We start from the raw sequence: 24948 nt of genomic DNA, 5'->3' as shown, positions 1-24948 counted from the left end.
TTTCACCACTGTGAGATTTGCAGTGGACAGAGTGAATAGAGGCAGGTAGGACAAAGATATACACTCTCACAGAATGTATTTAATCTAACAAATTGTATCAGGGTTGGGGTGTGAAATGAAGGGAAATTCACTAATCAATGGACGAAGGCAGGTGAAAAGTTTAGATGGGGAATCACCAATATTCTGGGCCCCCATCGGGTCGCATATCGCGAGCATTGGATTGCTCGCAGGTAAATCACTAGAAAGCAAAGAATCAATCTGGGGGCTTTGAAGATGGCCATGACCACTTCCGTCCCTAAGCTCCTCTTTGAACCCACAATTGTACCGATTTCCGGGAACAAGGAGGTTCATATCGATCCTGGAATGCCGTGGCCCTCAACGTATCGTGGGTCACAGTATAGTATTGTCACCACTGGTGCAAACAAGGGGCATTTGCTCCAGTGGAGCCACTGTAATGAAATTCAGTTCTCGACTTCTCCACCAGAGGGGCTCGTCCAATCTCTACGAACGTTAGGGAAGTCAAACGGGGCTGGGACAGGTAGAATTCGCATTACTGCTGCTGGTGAAATCCTTACGAAAATTCATGCAGACCAGTATATTCACGCGCATCATGCTCAATTTGCAAACGGATACATCTCAGTGTATGTTGGAAAATTGAAGGGCACAATCGACTTTGCGGAAGTATCGACAAACCATATAAGTATTCACGAAGGGGAGATCGGAATCTGGGATCGGCTTCCTTTCAAACACGGGGAAACGTGGACTGTTAGTCCAGAAGGGTCATTATCCTGGAAATGGGGTCGGTTCCCGAATAAATTCGTATTTGAGTCTGCATTTGAGCATACAGAACTCATCGAAAAGTGCCTCGAATACCGACCCTCTGGTGGGCGTATTTATCTAACAGAGAATGGGCACGTGTGGTGTAATTTCTCTGCTACCAATGCCACTCCTCAAAAGCAAGCTGAAGTTGGCCGTCTACTGGGAGATTGGGACCGTTCAGCCTCACCGCTTCAACAACGCCTCGTGCTTCGTCGTCTCACTCATACAGCTTCCCAGGCTGAACCTGATGGATTGCTTCCAATCTATATTGGACATCTCAGCGATTTCGATGACGGGCTTGTCCCAAAACCCGTTGTCGATGACCCCACGTACTACTATTCAAGTTCACGTTCTGAAAGCGGCTGGTGAATTGCCATCCGGGTTTTGACGGTAAGACTGTACTATCTTAACTCTGGGCCACGGGTCTGAGCTTGATATTTTGACTTTCAACTCACCTTCAATTATTAAAAATCTGATACCCAAACGTTTGTTACATATCTCTCCAAATGTGAGCATGTGCCAGTCAGGCGTGCAAAATCAATCGACCGACTTTACGAGGAAATACGTGATTATGACCTCGTCCTTTCGACAGAAGCAGCGCTTACTCTCGCCTTAGACAGACGTCTCGACCATACACGTGTGGGTCGACTTGCTGCGACGCCCCGAAGCCATGCATCAGGTGAGCTAATTCCTGAAGATAGACGAAACCTCTTTTTCCACCTTCTTGAACACACAAACCTCTCATGGAAACAATCCAGCTACCTCCTTGAACAAGTGCTTCACAGTTGGGAGGAGACTGGAGATCCTGAATCAATCTCTGAGGAATCGCAATTTAGCAATCACCCCACAAAAGTCGTCGTTGATGAAGTCAGCTCTACCGATAGTAGCTACCGAGATCTGCATGAGTTTACACTGCCGGACAGTCTTGATGTCGTAGTAATAGGGAAGCAATTTTTGACAGAACTTGACAAGGGTATTCTGCCAGCAGAGTACGACACCATCTCTCCTTTCTCTGAAGAAATGATTCCACTCCCTGAATTCGAGGTCTTTCCATCAGCAACGGCGATTGTGGATACGCTCATCGAAAACATCGCACCAGACGAAGCAGAAGAGTTTGCAGTCGTCGTTGACCGGAGCAGTCCGTACTCCACGCTTATTGAATCCGCGTTTGATGCACACGACATCCCTTATTATGGAGGTCCCGGGTTCATCGATGAGCAATCTGTGCGAACATTCCTTCGTCTATTGAGATTTGGTTTTTCAAGATCCGGCCTTAGAGTCGCTGATATCCGACCAATTGCAACGGTACTTGGCTTTGAAATCGAAGCTACTCATGACGAAAAGCGAGTTCAAACGTTTGACCACACGGCAGTAAACGAATTCCAAAAATTCGTCGAATCGCTACCCGAGGGGACTTTCGAAACCGCCGTGAGTACTGTAGAAGACCGGTTAGGTCGGGGACTCCCAAAAATTAGGGCGGAGTTCCAACATCTCGACCTGCTCAAAGCGCAAGTCACACAAACTGCAATAAACAATCTTCAGTATTACCTCCAAAGTTTCGAAGTCCCTACGGAAGAAGGCGGAGAGGGAGTTCTTTTAGTCTCGGCCACAGCTGCGGCGTATGTCGATCGCCCAGTTGTTTTTTATATTGGATTGGGCCAAGGGTGGCAACACACTATCCCAAAAAAGCCCTGGGTTTCACGCCCAAATAAAGCCGCTGAAAACATCGAGAAATTCCAACTGCTCATTCAAAACGGAATTGAGCAACATTTCCTTGTCCAAGATACACGTGCGGGAGAGGAAGTGACGCCATGTCTCTACTTCCAAGAATTTGCCGATGAACCATTCGAATCATTTAGCGATCGACCACACACAGTCCGGGCAAGACCGAAATCTGAAGACTCGACTGGGTTTGAGTACCAACCCCTCGAAGAAGACATCGAACGAAAATCAATAGACTCGATTAGCCAATCAAAGCTTAATACGTTCGTCAACTGCCCGCGGGATTATTTATTCACACAACTTGTCGATGGTCCTCAATATTCCTATTTCCAAAAAGGCAATCTATTCCATGAGTTTGCTGAGTTCTATGTAAATCATCCATCGTTAGCAGAAAACAATCTCTGCGAAATCCGCAGCCACATTCTGGAGGAAATGAGGTTGTTCATCGACGAATATCGGTTACCCTTGATGGAAACCGAAATCGAGCATGGAACGCAAATCATAATCGACTATCTCAATGAAAATCCGCCCACGCAAGTTGAGTATCCCGGGTATATAAAACGCTTCAACGATAATCAGTTCGCCACAAAATATGATGTTGAGATCACCTCAACGATCACAGAACAGTGGTTTGAAAACGCTAGTTTAGGTGTCCATGGGATCGTCGATTTACTCGCTGAACCCCAGTGTCTTCTCGATTATAAAAGCGGCAAGTCAAAGACCCTCTCTTCTATTCTGAAAAACGCGCGCGTTGATGAAATAAGCGACACGCCAAACTTCCAGGTGGCATTATATCTAGCCAATCACCGCCAGCATTTCCCTGATGAGGAACTCTCCTTCTCATTCCTCTTTTTCCTCGGCACCCTCGATGATGCTGTCCGAGGGACCGTATCGATTGACGACATACTGGTAGATGTCCCGTATTATCCGGTTTCATTCTCAGAATTTGTTTCGAAGGACGAAGCGTACTCGAGCCTTGTTTCAGGAGTGAGTGAAACCAATGACCGGCGAAAAACGCTTGAGAAACTCGGTTATGGAGATTTTCAGCAATTCTTTTCCTCACGCCAGTTCCCTGACGTAGATAGTAAAGATGATCTTCTCGAAACCTCATTTGCAGCGGAATTCATAGCATTCTCACAAGCACGCGCCGGGGAGTACAAGTACGTCGAAAAGGGCTGCAACTCAGCGCTGAAAAAACTGTCTGATATCAAGTCACAAACACTTTTCAAACCCGACTTAGATGCCTTTGAATCGTTTTTGCAAACCCAACTGTCATCTCTCGAGGAGTACCGCGAAAGCCGATTCCCGGTCTGTGACCCAAATCCAGACCGCTTGAACAACCCAGATATGATCCTAACCAATGAGTGAAATATCGCCAAATCCACGACAGCAAGAACTGATAGATGCGACTGACGGTATCCATCTCGTCGACGCAGGCGCAGGAACTGGTAAAACATTCGCAATTACACATCGGTACGCGAATATTCTATCACAAGATAAGGTCGAACCCGCTGACGTGCTATTGTTCACGTTTACAAACAACGCAGCCGCTGAGATGAGAGAACGCATTGTCAACAACTGCGACTATAGTATGGCTGCGCTCCGAGACGCCCCGATTAGCACATTTCACGCCCACTGTCATCAGCTGTTGCTAGCACATGGATTCAATGCTCCGAATACACTGGGAATTGAGGACCATATTACGAGTTCTACACAACTTATCGAAGAAAGTGTGCTCGAGAAGAATCGCTTCCGCGAATTCATACAGCAATTCGCCGACAGTCATCCAGAATACCACGAACAGTTGCAAGTGCTCAACTCTCCTCTTTCGCTGTTAGACCTGATTGGTTCGCTCGCAGCGAAAGGAATCTATCCAGAACGTGAGGGCTGGTACCGACATGGAGAGGAGTATTTGGATGGGGATTTTGATGCTTTCCAGGAGCTGTTTATAGCTGCGAACGAGCCAAACCAAGGTGCGTCAGGGCCGACACAATCCGATCTTCGAGCCAAGCTCAGCGGTTGGGGAAAAAATTGCTATTTATCAGACGCACCAGCAGAATCCCAGGTTCGAGGAGATTGGGGGGACAAACAAATCGACGCAGAATTGGCAGAACAAGCATTTTTTGAGGACCGCAAAGCACTCAAGCAGTTCGTTCACGATGTCTACTTCCAATACATCGAATACGCTCTCAGCCAGAATTATCTCACTTTCTGGATGCTTTTGATGTTCACATATTCACTACTCTGTGAGGATCACACCCTCCGGGAGGATCTCCAACATGAGTACGTGATGATAGACGAGTTTCAAGACACCAACGAGATTCAATTCAAGCTGTCGTTGCTCTTTGCCAACCGGGACAATTTCTGTGTAGTTGGAGATTGGAAACAGAGCATTTACGGGTTCCAGTATGCCGCTGTCGAAAACATCCAGGAGTTTGAATCCAGGTTGACTCAGTACAAAGAGGAACTTAACAGTGATGCTGAGCGCATCTCTTTCCCAGTCACGCCTATCAATACGATCCCATTGAATCAAAATTATCGGTCATCACAATCTATCCTTGATTTCTCTGAACACGCCCTTACTCTTCCAGCATCGAGCGATGAGGATATTGGTGTGGCCGGAATTCAGGCAAAAATCACATCACTAGAGACAAATCTTTCATGGGATGAATCGTCAATTGAGGCGGTCACTTGTAGTGATGAGTTGGAGGGGGTACTCGAGAAAATTCAGTCGATCGTTGGAAACCCGGCGTATGCAGTGAAAGACGAAGGAGAGTGGAGGTCCCCAACATACCAGGACATCGCTGTTCTAACTCGAATTCGTCGCTTCGGAAGACAACTCCAGCACACGGCCACAGACTATAATATTCCAGTTGCGTATGAGGGTGGTCTCGAATTATTCGATACCGACCATGCCCTGCTACTCTTAGCCTGGTTACGCATTCTCGAAAGCCCAAACTCGAGGCGGGGATGGGCGGTTGTCCTCGAACAAACAGGCTATAACCTCGATGAAATTCGCCATATCCTCGATACCGAATCGTATCCTGATGTGATGATCGAATTTCGAGAGGACTTGTTGGAGACCGAGTCGATTGGCGGGCTCTGCCGTCGTGTATTCACGAAATACGGCCTTTCAGATGCCTACAGCGATACGTTGATCAGCGTCTTGGAGTCGATCAATTCGAGCACGTACCTCAATCGAGGTGAAATCATACACTTCATCGAACAAAGCCATGGAGAAGCAAGTACGCAAGAGGTCGATGATGACCCTGGTGGAAATAGTGTAACCGTCCAAACGATACACGCTGCGAAAGGCCTTGAACACCCTATTGTGATACTTGCAAATATCAATCAATCATCGTTCCCCCCTAGCGGTGGAGGTTCGGATTCGATTCGATTTGCTGAACCAATTGGGATTCGCCAATCAAAAATTGCATCCAGAGTACATGGCTCACCGCATGTCTACGGGAACTGGCGGTACGACATCCTCAATGGGTGCTTACAAACGGATTATGACGAAGAGCGCCGGTTGATGTACGTGGCAATGACCCGCGCAAAGTTCCATCTAATATTCTCAGCCAGCAAAAATCCAAGCCCCTTCTTCGAGAATTTGCCGGTTGACCCTGTAGAGATAACTGGAACGCCATCACCAATGGAGCCACCGGAAGAAGCATTCGAACCACTTTCAGTGACCATTCCAGAAACATCTCGGCCGGTCAGAAAGTCCGCTCATGATTTAATGGCTATGGTGAAGGGTGGTAGCAACGGGATGGGTCCAGAGTTTGGGACACAGGTACACGACTTTGCAGAAACCTTAGTGAAACACGGCAACGCAATCCCCACGAACTCTGATGAAGAACATGTCAAATCATTCCTCTATTCACTAACGGGTGAGCTTGTCGTCGAGAAACCCGTCTTCTTACCTGTTCACGTCAATGGAACAAGAGTAACGATCACAGGGACTGTAGATTTACTCCACATCCAGCAGGATTGTGTGGATATTATCGATTACAAAACAGACCGTGGGCGACACGCAGAAAATGAGTATAGAAAACAATTGAGTATCTACTATCACGTCATCAGTGATGTCTATCCTGAAAAAGAGATTACACCAACTATCTTCTACACAGAACTCGGTACTGAGGTGTCAATCGACCCACTCTCGAAATCAGAGATAGAAGCACTCGCCGCGAACACACTGTAACCTCGTCACCGATTTTGTTTTGAAATTATCTGTACCGATCCCATGATGCGTGAAGGTAGTTCCCACGTTTTTCACTAGGGTTGTTCGTCGCAACCACCTCGTTGACCTCACCACGATTTTCGCCATCGCTGTTGACCGAGCGGGTGGCCTTTACAATCTCAACATGGAATCCTTCGATTTCCTCGTATTTTTCCTTCATCGCCTCACTATTGCTGAGAATGACGTGTACGCCATTATTGTGCAGTTGCTCTGCAACCTCAATTACGCGTTCTTGTTCATCTTCTCCAAATTGACCCCCGCTGTAGGTTGTGAAGTATGCAGTATCACTCACCGGTGCATATGGAGGGTCAAAATACACGAGGTCCCCCTCAACTACTTCATCGAGAACATATGAGAAGTCTTCATTATGAATGGCTGAATCTGGTAATTGGTTTAATACTGTACTGGCACTTCGAATTTGTTCCGCTCGTACCCAGTCTGGATTCGATATATCGCCAATCGGGACATTGAACTCTCCTTTTTCGTTTTCTCGATACATCCCATTGAAGCAGGTTCGATTGAGATACAGAAGTAACGCCGCCTCTTCAAGCGTGTTTCGAGTCTCCTGTTGTTGCAGCCAATTAAACCGAGCCCGCTGCTGGTAAAAGTAATTCTTCTCATCACGAAATTCACCGTCGAGTTGATCATAGGTCGGACGCTTGAAATCCTTACATCGCTGAATCAACCGTTGGGGATTATTGCGAACTTGTCGATAGAAGTTCACAAGACTCCCGTTATAATCGTTTATTGTGCCACGGCGCGGTCTATGAGCGAAAAAAAGTGCCCCTCCGCCGAAAAATGGCTCGTGATAGGCATTGTTCTTTTTGTTGTAATCATTCGGAAATCGCGCATAGAGTTCGTCAATCAGTTGGCGTTTGCCTCCCGCCCATTTCAAAATTGGCTCCGCCATTGTCTATCCGTATATCGGTTCGTGGCCGGAGGTAAACTTTTCTGCGTAATATGTTCAATTTCATAGACGGTTCTCTTCACAAGAAAGGCTATTCTTTTAACCGAAGACGAGCAGAGTACACCAGTACGATGGTCGACCCCGTACTCAAATGGGCTGGTGGAAAACGACGCCTCCTCGATGAGATCTACGCTCACTTCCCTGAGGAGGATAGTTCTTCTGCGACTACCACGTATCATGAGCCCTTTTTCGGAGGTGGAGCCCTCTTTTTCGACTTAGAACCTACAGCAGCAACCATCAATGATACAAATTCTCGATTGATGAATTTCTATCGACAAATTCGTGATAATCCCGAGAAGGTCCTCAAACGCGCGTCTAAATTCAGAGACCCACATAAATCCCCTGACCCCGAGCGACCGTTCGCAGAGGAAGTCGAAGAAAAGCGGGATGCAAATTGGTACTACTATCAACAACGCCGGCTGTTCAATAACCCACCAGATGAGGAACCTTTCGATGAAATTGAGGAGGCTGCCATACTGTTGTACCTCAATCGAACCTGTTTCAATGGCCTTTATCGCGAAAATCGGGACGGTGAGTTTAATGTCCCAGTTGGAAGGTATTCCGAACCAAATTGGGAGCGAGCCGATTTGGTAAGAGAAGCAAGTAGAGTACTTCAGGAATCCACTGTCGAAATTTTTGATGAGAGTTTTGAATATGTCTTGGATGAAGCCACAGCGGGTGATCTCGTGTACTTTGACCCTCCGTACACACCAATGAGCACGACCGCAGAATTTACGGAGTATTCAAAGGAGGGCTTTGGCCAACGTGACCAAGCGACGCTGCTCTCCGTTGCACGTGAACTCCATGAGATGGATGCCTATGTTATTCTGAGCAATAGTGGAGTGATGGCTCCGCACTACGAAGATGAAGGGTTCACTGTCACAATCGAAGGTGCAAAGCGATACATCAATTCTGATGGCGAGAACCGGGGGGAAGTAGATGAGATTCTCGCCACGAACGTTCCTGAGATTGAAGCTCAACTTTCGCCATCATTGGCTCGATAATGCTTTCTGCCTTTGAGACAACCTCTTCCGAGAAATAGGCCCAGTCAGTGTTTTTTAGGTGGGTGCTGAAATTCTTCAGTCAGTCGGGCAGTGGGTGACGCTGCTGTCAGAAGAGTGGTGGTACACTGTGAGGATGGGGGCATGGCCACTCACGAATGCATATCAATGATGCAGTCCATAGAATTGCATACATGTCGAATCCACGAGTGAGTGCTTCCCTCTCTGAAGATGTCCAATTGTATCTTGACGGAGCAGTAGAGGCAGGAGTGTACACAAACACGGGTGACGTGATTCGCACTGCACTTCGGGAATACTTTGATTCACACTCAGATGTGGCAATGGAGAGTGCGATACAAATGTACACTGCTAAGCAAGCAGGTAATGAGGACGATGTTGACCTTATTCGTGCAGCAAGGTTGGCGAACTGTATGCCAGGGGAAATGCGTGACGAATTAGAACACCGTGATTTACTGAGGCCAGAAGATGCCTAGAACGTCAGCAGCGATACCCGAAGATCTGAATCGCCTATTGGAGGGGGCTGTCTTAACGAATAAATTCACGAGTAAAAGCAATGCGGTAGACCAAATATTAGATTCTCACTTTGCGACTAATGAGATGGTCCGCTTCGCTGCGGTGCTTGGTATCGCAACGCTTTCAGCGTCAGAGGAAACAGAAGTGACACTCTCGAAATCTGAATTAGTGCGGTTAGCCGACCTGAATGATCCGATTCTGCAAAAAGAATTGGCCGACCGACTTGGTGTTACATCGAAGCAAAGAGACGAAGCCGCTGAATCCGGCTCGATGTTGGGCGAGATTAGAAAATCTGTTTCGGATCTCCCAGAGTAGAGAATATTAGACCTTATAAGATAAGGTTGGGGCAATATAAGCATTTCCATCCCAATATGGAATGAGTGGGGAAACTATGTGCATATATTGTATGCAAAAATCCTGAAACGCCCGAATTCGGTGCTTCAGCGCCCCCTATGCACGAATCTAACCAAACTTTCAATTCGGTCGATGCCGAACAGACCCACCAATACATAGACTTTTAACCCCCAGAGTTGATGATTACTGTAAGGAGGTTTGCCCTCGACACGGCCCAAAACTGCGTATTTGGGCCGATTAGAACCATCTATGGTTTGGGTTGCTCAGGGCATACTCCGAATGCACGCATACTATGCAACAACTAATCCAGAACTTGGCGGCGGATACCTACTCTCCTTCAATGGACGAGGTACAGACACATGACTGACGACGATATCCCTGCCGACGCCGTCGAATTTGGGCTGCTCCCAACGCTAGGGCGACCGTTCCTTGCGCTCACGGATGAACACGAACAGCGGTTAGAGGCGATGACGAATGCCATCAAGATATTCGCAGCAGAGGAAGGTCAAGGTGGGTACCCACTCTACATGGTTTATGGGCCATACCGGGTCGGAAAATCTCAGTTTCTCTATGAGACATACAACCACGCGTGGGAAAAAGGGGTTCCTGCAGTCTTCATTGCACACCCTGGGCAAATGCTCGACCAATTCGACGCCGATGAGGAAGACTCACTGCCAATCTGGCTCGAAAAAGAGGGCCAAATTCAGTTAGAAGCAATGGTACGCCGGGACTTTGACACTCTCTCATGGGTCCCGGACGTTCCACAGAAAGAGCTCGAAGCATGGCTGAATGAGAATGTTCCAACCGAAGTCTCTGTCGTGGACATGGACCGCTGGGTCCTCATCATTGACGAAGTCGAACAGCATTTCCAGCGCCTCCGAAAAGCAGTCGGCGTCGAGGATGAAAACTCACTCCGCGTCATCAACGACAGCCTCACCGACGTCCTCTGCTTCTGGAGTTTCGGTCAACTGTCCGCATACGAATTCCAAGTGCAAGGAGATGCAGACCGAGGCCGCCAGGTGGACATCGAAATTCCACCAGTAACTGTTGAGGACGTTCGTAACCTCCTTCGAAAAGCAAGCCACGACGAATCGCTTGCATCGTTCATTTGGTGGGCAAGCCGCGGTCGTCCAGCTTGGGTTCACAAACTCATCACAGAACTCGACGGCGATGAGGCGAATGCACCCACGGAGTGGCTCGAGCGGTTGGCCCAAGACCCAATCGCTGAGGTAGACCTTGTCCGCCCTGTATGGACTGAAAACGTAGAAGCCTATGATGCGTCCATTCGCTCGGTGGCATTTCTACCGAATGGCTACCCAGACTGGGTCATCGCAGATGACACGGCAATCCCTGCTAAACGGATGGTGACGCTTCTGCATGAGCGCCTCCAGGATCTCGAGCCATTGGCGTCGAGCAACCCAGAAGCCCATGTGAAGATACAAGTGTGTCTCCGACGGGCAGTTCACGCTCTAGCAGATAGCAACGGACATCTCCCGTACTCGTGGTTACACGACCAGGAAGAGGCCATTGCCTTCCTCGAAATTGCCCAGAACATCTTGGCCTCTTTCGAGCCACACTCCAAGGAACGCACCATCGTCTTCGAAACGCTCGAAGTAGCCAAGAGCAAGCTGTCAAGCGCGTACGTGAGCGCCCTGCACAAGCTCGATGAGGATGATATTATCGAAACGGACGTGGAGGTAACGGCTCCTCGCATCGTCACTAACGCATTCCCACCGTTGGCGTTGAACCCACGTCGGCTCACCACCACCGATACAGACTCCCTTTATGAGTCGATGGGGCGCGGGCTTCGCGTTGAATCACACAACAGAGTTACCGTCGTCTTCTGCCCAACAAAAGCCGTCTTCGAAACGGAACTCGACATTCTTCGAAATGAACCAGATCTGGCCTCACCAAACGTGCTGTTCGTGCCCGAAGAAGTAGATGTCACCCTCGATGGCGTTCCGAAAGCCCTCTCGGATTTCGACGTGCTCAGTGTACGCCACCAGGACGCAGCGCGCTTATGGGATTTCGTCGTTCATCTTCAGGATTACGCCACGCAGAAAGGGCAAAACTCTGGCACTCTGGACGATAAAGCGATTTCTGCGCTTATAGAAGCAGAAAGTGACCACGAGATTGCAACAACCCTTCGCAGCCTCTACGAACAGCTAGCTGACCGGGTTGGAAAAGAAGCTGCTGAGGGTCTCTGGACGGACTATCACAGCCGGTTCGCCGGTCCAGCTGGCAACCAGCTAATTTGGGAACAAGACGCCATCACAACCGCTGAGTGGACAAACGCACCACTCCACGAACAACGGTTCATGACCGCATTCCTGTTCGCGTTCGGGGTGCTTCCCGACACAACACAGGAGTACAGTACAATCCCCAAGACTATCGAGGACGCGAAGACTGAATTCGATGAATTCAGCACATCGAATTTCTTGCACACGGAACTCGTTGGAAATGGGTTCAAAAATTCAGGAGACCTCTCAAAAGCACTGTCTCGACTCCATGGGCTGCATTACCGTGCTGACGGCTCCATTGCACCACCAGTCCAAAACGTTCTCAAATTCATGGCTGCCGTGGCCGATGCTTACGCAGATTCCACCGAGGCCCTCTTCGTAAAAGTAGACGATGACAATGCACGCGCTGGGAAGGGTGAGATTCCGATAATTCGGTCTGCCTCGGTCGAGTCAACAGAAGAGTTTTCCTGGCTACGTGCAGCTCTCGCCGCTACCTTAGTTCGAGACACTTCGTTCGTAAAAGAGAAATTGTCTGCAATCGCCACAAGTCTCGAAACTGACCGCAAAACGGTCGAAAAACAGATTCAGAGAATCGATGAGTTGAGTGCAGATCTGTCGCCCCCTGACGGTATTGAGGTTGGAACAGGTGTCGAGCTGACGCCTGCCTACCTCAATCGGATTGAGGAGAATCTACGTCAGATGCACGCTGCAGTTGAGAATGCTGCGATGCAGTGTGACGTCAATCCTGATTTCCGAGTGTCTGCGTATGGCTATCTCATCTTCGCACGGCGGTACGCCACTGTCATGGGCGAGGCAGTCGACAAACTCCCCTCGGCGCTGATCAAAGACGGTGATTTCACCGACATTCGAGGCCTGCGTGAAGCGTACAGCGACCTCGACAAGGCGGCCCGTTCCTTCGCAGACGTGAGTGAATACACCGACACACAAGCCGACCTCATCGAAGACGTTGAGGAGCTCGGGAAGTCGGTTCTCGATTTCGAAGGTACAGCAGGCACCGATAGAATCGCAATTCCGGATGATACAGGCGTCATCCCGGCCCTCACTGATAAGGCACGAAGTGACCGCCGTATCGTACAAAATTACCTCGACGACTTGGAGAACCTCATGACAGAACACCATGCGAAAGCCGAACAGAAAGCAGACCTCAAAAACGGGCTCGACGCGTTTATCGCTCGAGTCACCACACCGGAGGTGGAGCAATGAACACTGAGTACCCAGTGCTTGACTCGCTCGAGGACTATGCTGACGAAGCAAATGCTGATGGAAAGGAATATGATGCTCTTGCAGATCGTCTAGAGGACGTTATTCTGCAGTGGGAGGCCCTCGAAGCCGAGCCTCGTAATGCATTCATGAATGCCGTCTTTGGGATCAAAGTCGAAGCGGCGACAGCAACCAAACTCACGGACTACGAGCATATGGTTGGGAGTTTGGAAGTTGCGCTTGCAGATCCCGTTCGGGAAGCGGCCACTCAAGCTCTTAATGAGCTCTGCGGCACACTGAGCCTGTCGTTGACCAAAGACAACCGTCACACCATCGACAAGAACCTGAAAACCATGGAGGCAGACCAACTCCAAGAGGCCACTGCGACTTACAGTACCTGCGAAGAATCGCTTCGAAATAGCCCTGAAATCGTGCGTGAGTGCACGCGAGAGTATGTAAACGAGGCCTCAGCAAGTCGGGTCAGCAAATTACTTGAATACGAACAGTTGTCCACGCAGGTGAGCGAGTTGGTCGAGTGGTACGATACCATGTGTGCGCTCGAGAGTGCGTTCGACGATGTCGAGTGGGCACCTGCGGCGGCTTCGGGGATCAGCGAAACATATTCTTACTATAAGGGCTTCAACGCGAACTCATCAGAGGCGGACGCCGTACAGCTTCACGTCGAAACCATCGAGCAGAAACTAATGTCTATACCAACCGTCATTCATGCTGCTGCTGCTGTTCGCGAATCGCTTGCAGGTGCCTTCCAGGGGTCGATCGCGGAGCTGGAATCGGCCATCGGAGCGGTTGCGTCAAAATTAGGAGGAATCTCTGTTCCTCATTCTGCACTTGCTGGGGCACCCTCCCTCGAGTCGTTCAACGAGGAGCTACTTGCCGAATCAGAACAGCAGTCGTTGGTACTTGCGACGGATGGTTTGCCGTTCCGTGATGTAGTCGAGGCATACCTTGTTGGTACAGCGGTGGACGAGACGCGAACTGTCGACCAGTTAGGAGCAGAGCTTTCGACACTTGCCGATACCTACGACGAGTGGGTTGAGCAAACCTATGCACGCCTCTCACAGCACAAGAAAGCCGTCGAGACGGTCTCAGAGCAACTGACGGAAGCTCCTGCGTTCCACGAGAGCGAACCTGTCGATATGGGTAGTGTAGCAGACAACCCTGTCAGTGCATTAGACCAGCTGAAAGCGTTTGCTGAATGGGTCACTACCTTACAAGCAGCTCGTGGAGATTATGAGGACGACGCTGTGGGAGTTGTCGAAACATGGCTCCGCTTTGAGATGGGCGAACCCCTTTCGCTACGCAGACTACAATCTGACGGTCTCACTGACGAGTTCCTAGAGCTTGTGGGAGACATCACGTTCCAGAAGGAGGGGAAACTGGGTAATGTATAAGCCCGAGACACTCGCGCTGCGCGATACACTAGCAAATGCGGCAATCAAGCACGAGACGGAGCGACGTGGCTTCAATACTCGAAAAGGCGTCCCTGACGCCCTCGTATGGGTTGGTCCAGATATTGCGGGTGGCCACCACTGCGTCCCCGTGCTCTTCGAGCTCGAAAGCATCGGGGGGTATCATGCTGCGAAAGACGACGTCCAAAAATTTGCATCACGAAAAGACGACCAGAATCACCGATACCATCTCGCCTGGCCAACACAGACGCAATTCACAGGTGATCCGGTAACAATAAACATTCAGTATCAGATTCTGGCCGTTCCAAGCGCGAGTGTCACTGGCGAATATATTGCAACCGAGGAGTCGTTCTATGATGCAGTTGATACATGGGCGACCCGGCGGATGAAGGGTGCCAAGATACTGACGAGCATCAGCTCGTACTGTGGCATCGAGGTTATCTGGTGGCAATTGACGACTCGAGCCTTTGGGTTCAGCCTTGCCGTGTCAATTCCGATTATCTCGTCGAATGAAGCAAGCTTATCCTCGACAGAGGTAGCAAGGGTCATCGAGCAACGTGCACGCCCATCTGTAACGATGTTCGCCGTTATCGATGGTCGCCCGGTTCCGCGAGAAGAACTTCGAGTTTATCCTACAACTGTGAGATTCAATCAAATTCCGGGGAGTCACCAACTCTCCTGGACACCGACCCTAAAACAATGACCAATCAACAAGCCGTCATTCGAAGCTTACCAGGTACCCAATTCCAGAGAGGAAGTTCACTACACCTGGAATTCTCTCACAGTAAAGGTTGGATAGTCCTGAGAGATGGCTTCTATGCCGGTATGGTAAAGTGTCTAAAACACAGACAACAATACAGACGAAACTGCATGGGTCAATTCAGCTGTCAAACCCAGTTCTTGCACTCTCCACAGAGAACTCCCTTCAAAAAAGTGAGAGGTGCAGGCACTTGTGGTCCTCTGATGAGATTGTGGGAGCGAGAGCCGAATGAAGTTGGAGTTTGCCCATGACGTCCACTTTCAAGACACCTGCGTGGGTTGAACCGCGGGAGTATCAGCAAGAAGCAGTTCGTGCCTGGTTCAAACACAATGGCCAGGGCATGTACAACATGGCTACTGGTACGGGCAAGACGATCACCTCACTGTTGACCGCAGGGCAGGTAGCAGCGAACTTCGACCAGTTATTCCTCGTGATCGCTGTACCCTATCAACATCTGGTTGACCAATGGGCGGGCGATGTCCGCGAGTTTGGCGTTGAACCAGTTCTTGCGTATAAGTCTCGTCGCCAATGGCAGGGGACTCTGGAACGTCAGCTTGCTGCGTACCACGCTGGGGCACGAGATGCAGTCGTTGTTATTGTGACCCACGCAACGTTTGCGAGCAAGCCGTTCCAACGGCTGGTTGCGAGGATTCCGTCTCGGTCAGCAATGCTGATCGCTGATGAAGCGCATCATCTGGGTGCGCCTCATCTTCGTTCAGGATTGTCAGAGAGATTCAAGCAGCGATTGGCCCTCTCTGCCACCCCGGAACGGTGGTACGACGAAGAGGGAACAGAGGAACTGATGGAGTACTTTAGTGGAGTAGTCTATGAGTATGGCCTGCAGGCCGCAATCAAAAACGGTGCATTGTGTCCATACTACTATATCCCCCACATCGTTCAGCTGACGGCCGATGAAACGGAAGAATACCTCACACTGACGAGAACGATTGGTCGGCTCGCAAGTCGATTCAATGGAAATCTGTCCGATGCAGACCTGCAGGGAAACAGCTCGCTACAATTTGCGCTGTTCAAGCGGGCACGACTGGTGGGGACAGCAGAAAATAAACTCACTCGGCTGAACGAGCTTATCGACCAAATGGATTCAGTGGACCATACGCTCGTATACTGTGGGGATGGGTCTATCGGAAATGAAGAAACAGGCAAGATGAAACGCCACGTCGATGCAGCAGTCGATGAACTCCGAGCCAAAGGGTTGCGCGTAAATCGCTTCACTGCACGTGAAACCCAAGCCGACCGCGAAAAACTCCTTGAGGAGTTTCGACAAGGCGAATTGGAGGCATTAGTGGCGATTCGATGTTTAGACGAAGGTGTAGACGTGCCCGCCACCCGAACTGCGTTCATGCTCGCGAGTTCATCAAACCCACGTCAATTTGTCCAACGTCGTGGTCGGATTCTTCGCACCCATCCTGGGAAGGAGTTCGCCGTGATTCATGACTTTATCGCAGTGCCAGCTGGAGGTGGGAGCCTAACAGGCCTTGAAGGAGATGCATTCAACGCTGAGCGCTCACTTATCCGGAGCGAACTTGAGCGAGTTTCAACGTTCACCGAAGCGGCGATAAATCATCCCGATGCTGATGTTCCCGGAATTCCATCAGGCGAAGGCTCGTTGCGTGAACTCAAGCGGATGTATAATTTACGACACATGTGAGAACCGTTATCGGAATTCACTACAAATCAAATCCAACAACTCAACTTAAAAAAATCACCAACCATGACTGATACAATAGAAATCGATCCGAAAACTCGAACGCGAATTCGAGAGAAAATACTGGAGGCGGAAAAGAAGCAACTGCACCTCGATCGACCACACAATATCATCCCAGAGATAATGGAAATCATCGAAGCAGAAGTCGATGAAGTCGACTATGCATTCGATGGAGGGAGCGAATAATGGAGTTAATTTCCCTCCGGCTACAGAATTTCCGCCAATTTAAGGATGCGACTATCGACTTCTCGATTGAAGAGGGTAAGAGCGTCACGGTAATCCACGGCCCCAATGGCTCGGGGAAAACGACGCTATTGAATGCATTTCCGTGGATATTGTATGGTGCAATTGGCTTCGAGAATGGTATCGAGCATCTCCCAAATGAGGGTGTAGTCGCACAAACTGCGGTTGGAAACCGGATTCGAGTTGAGGGGACACTCTCGTTCACGCACGATGGGACTGAATTTCGAGCAACCCGGTGGGTAGAACTTCGCAAAGAAAAAGAAGGCGACCTGCACGGTGTGTTCGAAGACCAGGGGATTAGCTTGGCAGAAGAACAAGCGAATGGAGAGATGAGAGAGGTGAAGAACCCGGATACGCGTCTAAAGCAGATCCTCCCAGACCGGCTTCGAAGTCTCTTCTTCTTCGATGGAGAAGATATCGACGAGCTCGCTGGAGTAGACAACCAGGACCGAGTCCAGGAAGCAATTCAGAATATTATGGGCCTTACCATTCTTGAGCGGTCTATTCGTCATCTGCGAACCGTCGAGAGTGAATATGAGAGTCAAATGGAAGAGTTCGGGAGTGACGAGCTCAAGAAACTCCTTGCAGAAAAGCATGAATTAGAGGCCGATATCCGCGACCGGAAACGAGAGATCTCTGCAAAACGAGAGGCTAAAATCACGCTCGAGGGCGAAATTGGAGATATAAAGGCCCAACTCGAAGAGTTAGAGGAGAGTGCTGAACTCGAAGAGGACCGATCTGAGCTCGAAGCTCAGCGAGCGGAAATTGAGGAACAAATCGAGAAGATCAATGCCAATATTCGAGAAGAGATATCAGAATCTGCCTATCTTGAGTTTGGGATGCCGGCGATTCGGGCGACTGCCGAAGCAATTGATGAGCTTCGGGCGAAAGGAGATATCCCATCTGAGCTCAGCAATGAGTTTGTAGACCGGCTTCTCAACAAGGGAGAATGCATTTGTGACCGCCCGCTTGAGGCAGGTACAGACCCCTATACAGCAGTTGAAGGTTGGAAGTCTGAACTCAAAATAGAAGGCTTAGACCAAGCAGCAATTCACCTCATCTCCCAACTTGAACACATTGCTGTCGGTCGGTCGAAGCTGTTCGAAAAAATTGATACGCTAGTTGCAGAACGCGAAACACTAGAAGGGCAAGTTACGGAATTAACTGAGAAAATCGATGAGGTGAGCACAAAGCTTGAAGGGCTAGATGAAACCTCTGACAAAAATCGTGAAAGCCCAGCTGAGCTCGAGCGTACCCGTAAAGAGAAAGTAAAGCAGCTTGAGGATACGAAAGAGCAGATCATTCGACTCGACCAGCGTCTTCAAGATGATGAGGAGAAAATTGAGGATTTAGAAGCGGATATCGAAGCCGAAGAAGAGGAGAAAGGGAAGGCCCTTACGGCAAAACGCCGACGGGCCGCGGCAGTTGCTGTTAGAGAAGAGTTAGAGGCCAACTTCGTAGACCTGCAATCTACAGTTCGTGGATGGTCGGATAGACTGGTCAAAGAGACCTTTGCAGAGATCTCTCACAAGGATTTAGAAGCCGATATTTCAGAGGATTTCAAGCTCCTCATTCGGCAGAAAGTTGACGGGGCACTCGCTCCAGTTGACAAATCTACTGGTGAACGGCAAATTGCGAGTTTAGCCTTTATTGGAAGTCTTGTTTCAATTGCGCGTGAGCGCTATGAGACAAGCGATGATTCGCCGTATTTCAAAGGTGGCATTTACCCAGTGGTGATGGACTCACCTTTCGGGTCGTTAGACAAGACGCACCAAAAGCAGGTGGGTCGGTTGATGCCTCATCTGGCTGAGCAGGTGATTGTTTTCGCCACTGATTCTCAGTGGGATGGAGCGGTTGCCGAAGAGATGCAACCGTTCGTCGGCAAGCAGTATTGGTTGAATTATGATCGAGGACAAGGCGAGAAGAACTATCCACAGACGCATATTGAAAGTCAGCAGACTGCGGTTGCAGGTGGTGAATAAAAATGAGTGAATCAGCAAGTGCACGTGTAAATTACGAGAAGACACCGATCTATGAAACTCTCGTCGACGATTACGGGGTATTTGGGTCCTATGTGGACTTTTTCGTGTTCGCAGCAACACTTGGATTCAACAAGGGCAAAGTGGTGCGTGAAGGCTACGAAGGGGACAACGAGATGCTCTGGATGCACCTCCAGAAAAAAGACCTCTATCGTGTCGTCGCCGCATCGATTGCCTTCCAGGATACAAAGGACCCCGCAGCGCTTCTAAACCCGAAGAAGCAACTTCAGATTCTGGCTCAGTATGCAGCAGGTGGAGCACAGATCGCTGCTGAAGAGTTTGGGGATGTGACTGGTGACCCAACCGATGCGGTTGTCACCTACCTCCAGGCCAATCATCGAGATGAAGACCAAGAGGAAGATGAAACGATCCTCAGCGAGATCAAACTCGACTTCGAGAACAATAGTCCAGTCTAAGACAGAAAATTATGACGGTGACAATGGTCGCTACGTCACTCGATTGATACCATCATTCGAACAAAGAATCTGTGGGATATGTGCAATATATCAATACATATATGATGATATAGCATCAAGTCAATTCAAGCGATAGTCACATGGTACCACTTATCTAATCACCGAATCATACAGCGAAACTAACCTAACAATGACGCAAAACAAACTCTCTATCGGCGAAAAATGGTCTGAACACTATCGTGGCTTCCGATTACACGTCAACCAAAAAGAAGACGTTTGGTGGCAGGTCTACAATGGAACTGACCGACTCAAGTGCGAAGATTTCCCGAAGGAGATAGTTGAGGACTTGTTGGAAGTGCGGCCACTTGGCGGGCGAATCCATATAACAGAAACTGGACAGGTGCTCACCAAGCTCGAGGAGGAAGAATCTGACACTGAGGAATATACGGGTGTCTGGATTGGAGAGGTGGATCTGAGCGGGAAATTAGTCCCGGACGCTGACAAAAGCAAGGCAATCGAGATCCAACCAACTGGCCTCTCTGCTGGCGATTTATGGCCAAGCGTCTACGATGGGGCCCGATATTCATACAACGTGAACGGCCGCCTTTGGTGGCGTAATACTCAAACACGAAAGAACCATTCAGTCACCTCAACGCTCCCAGATAACATCTGGCGCCAGCTTCGGGTATACAAACCGGAGGGGGGGTCGTTCCGAGTAACACCCAATGGAGATGTGATCACGTTGATTCGCGACCCAGCACCACAACTCGTCCGCGAACAATTTGGGTCCCTTCCTCCAGTTGTCCGCAACATCATCAAACTTCGAAAAGAACGTGCCGACCTCTCAATGCTACCCGTATACATTGGTACGCTTGAGAACCCATCATTTAGCGTCGAAGAGCCACCCTCGCTCACCCGAGATCTTTCTCCAGAGGAGGAACAGGCACTCGAAGATTGGGCAGCAAGTCTAGGTTCAACAGACAAGACCTCCCCAGAGAACCACAAGGCAACACCAGATTCTGCCACGGAAGCGACAGACTCGCAAACAGAAGAGGAAGAACCCGCACCCGAATTTGATGATGACCCAATCGAATGGTTGCAGGAAGACCTCAAGAAAACCGAGGAGAGGATCACCGGTGGGGATAATTAATTTCGTCCCAACAGCAGTCCCACTGGCAAGCGGACAAGAAGTGACAATCGAGCCCGGAAAACCATGGCCATCTGCGTATCGAGGGTCAAAATACAGCCTTGATCAAAGTAGAAGGCATGGGCGTGGATACATTGTTCGGTGGTCCTATCGAGGCCTGAGGGCACACTGTGAGCCACCCCAGCATTTGGTAACAGCAATGCAGGCTGTTGGGAAAACCAATGGAACAGGAACCGGTGCGTTTCGCATTACTGCTGCGGGTGAAGTCTTAACAAAAGTCCACTCAGATGACTACGCTCACATTGAAGAGGCTCCGCATAAACGGGGTTGGATTCCGGTGTACATTGGCAAACTAGAGGGTCGGCTTGGGTTCAATAAAATTAACAATGACCCCGAGGTCCCACCAGCAGATGAAATTACTATCTGGGATGGGTTTACGTTCGGACACGGTGAGAGATGGGTAGTGAACGCCAATGGTGAGCTCATCTGGAAGCGCAAAAAGTACCGGTTCAAGTCCGCCTTTTCTCACGATGAACTAGTGGCACGGTACGAAGAGTATCGGCAGAGAGGAGGGCGATTATACATTAATGAGTACGGACATATCTTCGTGAATGCGCCTGCAGAAGAGGTCCCACCAGCAAAGCAAGATGAGGTACTTTCTACGTTCGAGACCTGGAAGAATCGTGCGAAGTCACAAGGAGATTCTACAGGCCTTCGGCTTGTGACGAGGCGTCTCAAAGCAACGTCTCCGAACAATGACCCAAAAAACGGTCATCTACCGCTATATATTGGCCATTTAGAGCAATTTGATGAGGGACTCATTCCTCGGCCGGTCGTGACTGATATGAATTATTACGTTGCTTGCAGCAAAAGTGCGAACAAGAGTGTTGCTTAATCAATTTCCATGACACGAAGATTTCCCCCTGGTGCTGTTGGATTACCCACGTATAAACCCCACTACGAGACGGTACTCTCTATTGTTAACGATGCAGAAACCCAGCTTACGTGGGATGAGTTTCGGGAACGGTGTCTTCAGGCTGTGACGAAGCCCAATTCTTCGGAACTCTATGGTGAGTCATGGAATCGACGGATGACCTCTGATATGGTAAGCTCAGGGTTCATCAGAAGAGAATCCCGAAAAACCGAAGGAGAAGACGGTGAACGAACTGAGCAATTCGTCTCGCTTTGGCCGACTGGATCTGCGTGGTTAGACGCTGAGCTTGACTTTGCGGATTTTATCTGGCAGTCACTGAAACGAGGGTGGGTCCTCGAAGCAAATGCGCCTGAAAAGATTGAGGCTATCGAACGGGTGCTTCATGCACTGATCCACGCCGAGAAACCATTAGGAAAATCAGATATCGAATACACGCTCCGTGAGGACTACAATTATTCCTTCAACAAGCTGGGTGTGCGAGGGTATCCTGAGTTGCTTGTTCTCCTTGGTGCAATAGAGAAGGATGATTCGACTGCCAAATACACTCCCACTGAAGCGGCTGAGACCTATCTCAACAAGTTCAGACAGGCAGACTTGTTCCGGATTTATGAACGCTGGATTCGGCGTGAAGGGGCAACAGGCGACCTCCCTAAGAGCTCGGTGAAACGTGACATGATGAAATACTACATGTACCGCGAGTCAGGTGGGATGGGAAAGCAGACAGCCTGGCTCAAACCCTTCTGGCGAGAATTTCTCTCAGCAGATGCACGGGAGGGCAATACAGTCCGACCTCAGCTCCAGCGCTCAGCTGATTATATGGAAGCCCGGACCAATCGTAAGGATCTCAGACGAGAGATAAAGCAGATCCATGGGATTGAAAGTCAGCTATTGAGTGGACTTTCAACAGACGTTCTGAAGCGAATTCGGGATGCCCCTGACCCAACTGAAGCGAACCGTATTAGAGTCTCCGCCGGGTCTGGGGTATCCCGTGCAGACCTTGAGACGCTTGTTGACGCTGGACGAGACCCTTACACGTTCCCTGATTCGTTCGAGTTGTTCGACTGGCAGGTTGAAGCAGTCTACCAGTGGTTCGCGAATTCGCGAACGCCGCCAACTCGGGGAATTGCGCAAGTTGTGACCGGGGCTGGAAAAACAGTCATGGCACTCGGAGCAATACGGGAGTGGTTAGTCTCTACTGAGGATGGCGTTGTGACGATAATTGTTCCGACGAAAGTATTGATGGACCAATGGCTCACAGAGCTCATTACGAAGCTCAATGTGCCAGTCGAGGACTTAGGGTGGGCCGGCGATGGAACTCGCGATGGATTCGAGAAGGGCCGCCGAATTGTTGTCAGTATCGTCAATACGGCAGTCAATGAAGACTACCTTGCAGAGTCGCTGAAGTCGGTGGGGGATCCCCCACATCTCTTGATCGCAGACGAATGTCATCGGTATACCGGTGATGTTTTCTCTAACATCTTTTCGTATCACCGAACTGCTTCGCTTGGCCTCTCGGCGACTCCAACATCAAATATTGGAATTGTCGAAAAAGATTGCTCTGAACAGTACTCTCCGGCGGATGAGCTGCTCATCAGTGAACTGGGAGACATCTACTATAATCTCACGTATGATGAAGCACTCAAACGGGGGCTGATTCCACCGTTCGAGGTGAATTATGTTGGGTTTGAACTTACCGACCGTGAGCGCCGGTTATACGACCAGTACACGAAGAAGATCTCGAATGCAATCAACGAGATCGACATGCTGTACGGAGATCGCCTCTACCAATTGAATGGAAATTTCCACCAGAAGCTCCAGACCTTGATGAACAGTGCTGATGGTCCAACGCCTGCTATTGCCGACTTCTTCGAATTCACTCAAGAGCGTCGGGACCTTGTTGCAGATTCTATCTACCGCCAATCGATTACGCTGAAATTGCTTCGAAATGCGGTCGAGTCCGGGAAGAAATCGATCGTGTTCCAAGAGCATATCGCGCAGTTAGAGCAATTGGTTGCGCCTCATGAGCGGCGAGACAGGAATCCTCGAACTGGAAAGCTAACTGAGGGGGCATCCGGTCGGCAAGAACAGTATGAGTTGTATGAAGACTTGAAACAGGTGGACTTAGCGATTGAAGAGCTGTTTAGCGAGTCTAAATTTTGGCCTGCAATGTATCACTCAGGTCATTCTCGAGATGCCTGGAACGATTATGCGATGGAGTGGTTCCGTGCAGACGGATTTGCAAACGTAATGCTCAGTGTCAAAGCTCTCGTCGAGGGAGTCGACGTCCCAAGTGCTGATGTGGGCATTATTCGGGTTTCGAACAGCAGCTTACGCCAGCGAATCCAAACGTTTGGCCGTGTGCTCCGTACAGGATCTGATGAGGGAAAGACGTCTCAATTGTACGTGCTCTATGCCCGTGATACCATAGATGAGCGGCTTTTCAAGGAGTATGACTGGGATGAACAGCTTGCGAACGCAGAAGTTCATCACTACTATTGGGATGCTGGAGACTCCATGTTGGAAGGAGAACTTGTTCTGACTGATGACCCACTGCCAACAAGCGATGACTTCGAGGTAACAATTCCAGACCCTACAGAGCTAGAGATGGGCGACCCCTATCCAGGGCCGCGTGAAGGTTATCAGTTCAGCGTGGATGCGCAAGGCCGCCCGTTCAAAGAGCGGCAAAATCGCCGGGAGTTCATTACCAACCCGGAGATCGTTTCAGTTGCCGAATTCGTGTTAGAGCAGAAAGGTGGGGGGACAATAATCATCAACGAGGCGAATCATATGTTGACGGTGACACAAGGTGGACCAGTATTCTTAGGCGTAACGGAGGGACCAGATTCATTTGAATTCGAAGAGCAAAGCGGGAGTCTAACCGATGATGCACCCACGGAGCTCGACTTCTTCTAATTTGAGCGATCACATTTTCTACCCGCAGAAATCCATTGCGATTAATCGAGATTCGAAACGCGAGTTGAGAAACTTTCGAGTGTAGTATCTTGAGGAATTTTGATTTTAGTTCCCCGACTATGTTTTGTATGGGAACGAGTGCGGTCTTTAGTGCCACAAGCCCATCTTCGCACGAAGTAGCAGATGCCATTAGATCTCTCGACCAGGTAGAACCAGAACGATATTTAGTCAAGTGGGAA

General features: G+C 49.6%; 16 protein-coding genes. 15 read left to right on the top strand and 1 reads right to left on the bottom strand.

The window, feature by feature from the left end:
• Positions 1–273: 273 nt before the first annotated feature.
• The 3 genes from V5N13_RS15785 to V5N13_RS15775 all read left to right on the top strand — a co-directional run bounded on the left by V5N13_RS15785 (position 274) and on the right by V5N13_RS15775 (position 6745).
• Positions 274–1188 (top strand): hypothetical protein, encoded by a 915-nt coding sequence (locus tag V5N13_RS15785; RefSeq protein WP_336361584.1) that lies wholly within the window; start codon positions 274–276, stop codon positions 1186–1188.
• A gap of 147 nt (positions 1189–1335) precedes the next feature.
• A complete protein-coding gene (locus tag V5N13_RS15780) occupies positions 1336–3909 on the top strand; it encodes a PD-(D/E)XK nuclease family protein (RefSeq protein ID WP_336361583.1) in 2574 nt (857 codons plus the stop codon).
• The gene (locus V5N13_RS15775) at positions 3902–6745 is read left to right on the top strand and encodes a UvrD-helicase domain-containing protein (protein ID WP_336361582.1); all 2844 of its coding nucleotides are present in this window, start codon (positions 3902–3904) and stop codon (positions 6743–6745) included. Before V5N13_RS15780 ends, V5N13_RS15775 begins: the two co-directional genes overlap by 8 nt.
• Before the next feature lie 25 nt (positions 6746–6770).
• Here V5N13_RS15775 and V5N13_RS15770 read toward each other — a convergent pair whose 3' ends face one another.
• A complete protein-coding gene (locus tag V5N13_RS15770; RefSeq protein WP_336361581.1) occupies positions 6771–7694 on the bottom strand; it encodes a DNA adenine methylase in 924 nt (307 codons plus the stop codon).
• Positions 7695–7822: 128 nt separating this feature from the next.
• On the opposite strand from V5N13_RS15770, the gene V5N13_RS15765 reads away from it, so the two are divergent.
• The 12 genes from V5N13_RS15765 to V5N13_RS15710 all read left to right on the top strand — a co-directional run bounded on the left by V5N13_RS15765 (position 7823) and on the right by V5N13_RS15710 (position 24709).
• On the top strand, positions 7823–8755 hold the full coding sequence (locus tag V5N13_RS15765; RefSeq protein WP_336361580.1) for a DNA adenine methylase: 933 nt from the start codon (positions 7823–7825) through the stop codon (positions 8753–8755).
• A gap of 483 nt (positions 8756–9238) precedes the next feature.
• Positions 9239–9601, top strand: coding sequence for a hypothetical protein (locus V5N13_RS15760; RefSeq protein WP_336361579.1), 363 nt, complete (start codon positions 9239–9241; stop codon positions 9599–9601).
• A gap of 398 nt (positions 9602–9999) precedes the next feature.
• Complete coding sequence (locus V5N13_RS15755) at positions 10000–13104, top strand: hypothetical protein (protein WP_336361578.1); 3105 nt, start codon at positions 10000–10002, stop codon at positions 13102–13104.
• Positions 13101–14513: a hypothetical protein gene (locus V5N13_RS15750; RefSeq protein WP_336361577.1), complete on the top strand. Its 1413-nt coding sequence runs from the start codon at positions 13101–13103 to the stop codon at positions 14511–14513. Before V5N13_RS15755 ends, V5N13_RS15750 begins: the two co-directional genes overlap by 4 nt.
• Positions 14506–15234: a hypothetical protein gene (locus V5N13_RS15745; protein WP_336361576.1), complete on the top strand. Its 729-nt coding sequence runs from the start codon at positions 14506–14508 to the stop codon at positions 15232–15234. The genes V5N13_RS15750 and V5N13_RS15745 overlap by 8 nt, the downstream gene beginning before the upstream one ends.
• 304 nt (positions 15235–15538) lie before the next feature.
• A complete protein-coding gene (locus V5N13_RS15740) occupies positions 15539–16960 on the top strand; it encodes a DEAD/DEAH box helicase family protein (RefSeq protein WP_336361575.1) in 1422 nt (473 codons plus the stop codon).
• A gap of 63 nt (positions 16961–17023) precedes the next feature.
• The gene (locus V5N13_RS15735; protein ID WP_336361574.1) at positions 17024–17203 is read left to right on the top strand and encodes a hypothetical protein; all 180 of its coding nucleotides are present in this window, start codon (positions 17024–17026) and stop codon (positions 17201–17203) included.
• On the top strand, positions 17203–19242 hold the full coding sequence (locus V5N13_RS15730) for an AAA family ATPase (RefSeq protein ID WP_336361573.1): 2040 nt from the start codon (positions 17203–17205) through the stop codon (positions 19240–19242). The genes V5N13_RS15735 and V5N13_RS15730 overlap by 1 nt, the downstream gene beginning before the upstream one ends.
• A 2-nt stretch (positions 19243–19244) precedes the next feature.
• On the top strand, positions 19245–19715 hold the full coding sequence (locus V5N13_RS15725) for a hypothetical protein (protein WP_336361572.1): 471 nt from the start codon (positions 19245–19247) through the stop codon (positions 19713–19715).
• A gap of 190 nt (positions 19716–19905) precedes the next feature.
• Entirely contained in the window at positions 19906–20865 is a 960-nt protein-coding gene (locus V5N13_RS15720; RefSeq protein WP_336361571.1) for a hypothetical protein, read from the top strand.
• A gap of 196 nt (positions 20866–21061) precedes the next feature.
• Positions 21062–21757, top strand: coding sequence for a hypothetical protein (locus tag V5N13_RS15715; RefSeq protein WP_336361570.1), 696 nt, complete (start codon positions 21062–21064; stop codon positions 21755–21757).
• A gap of 207 nt (positions 21758–21964) precedes the next feature.
• Positions 21965–24709 carry a DEAD/DEAH box helicase gene (locus tag V5N13_RS15710; protein WP_336361569.1) on the top strand — a complete coding sequence of 915 codons (2745 nt, stop codon included), beginning with the start codon at positions 21965–21967 and terminating at the stop codon, positions 24707–24709.
• Positions 24710–24948: the final 239 nt, after the last annotated feature.

It is taken from the genome of Haladaptatus sp. ZSTT2, from assembly GCF_037081775.1.
Classification (GTDB): Archaea; Halobacteriota; Halobacteria; order Halobacteriales; family Halococcaceae; genus QDMS2.
This window is presented reverse-complemented; position numbering and strand designations above follow the sequence as displayed.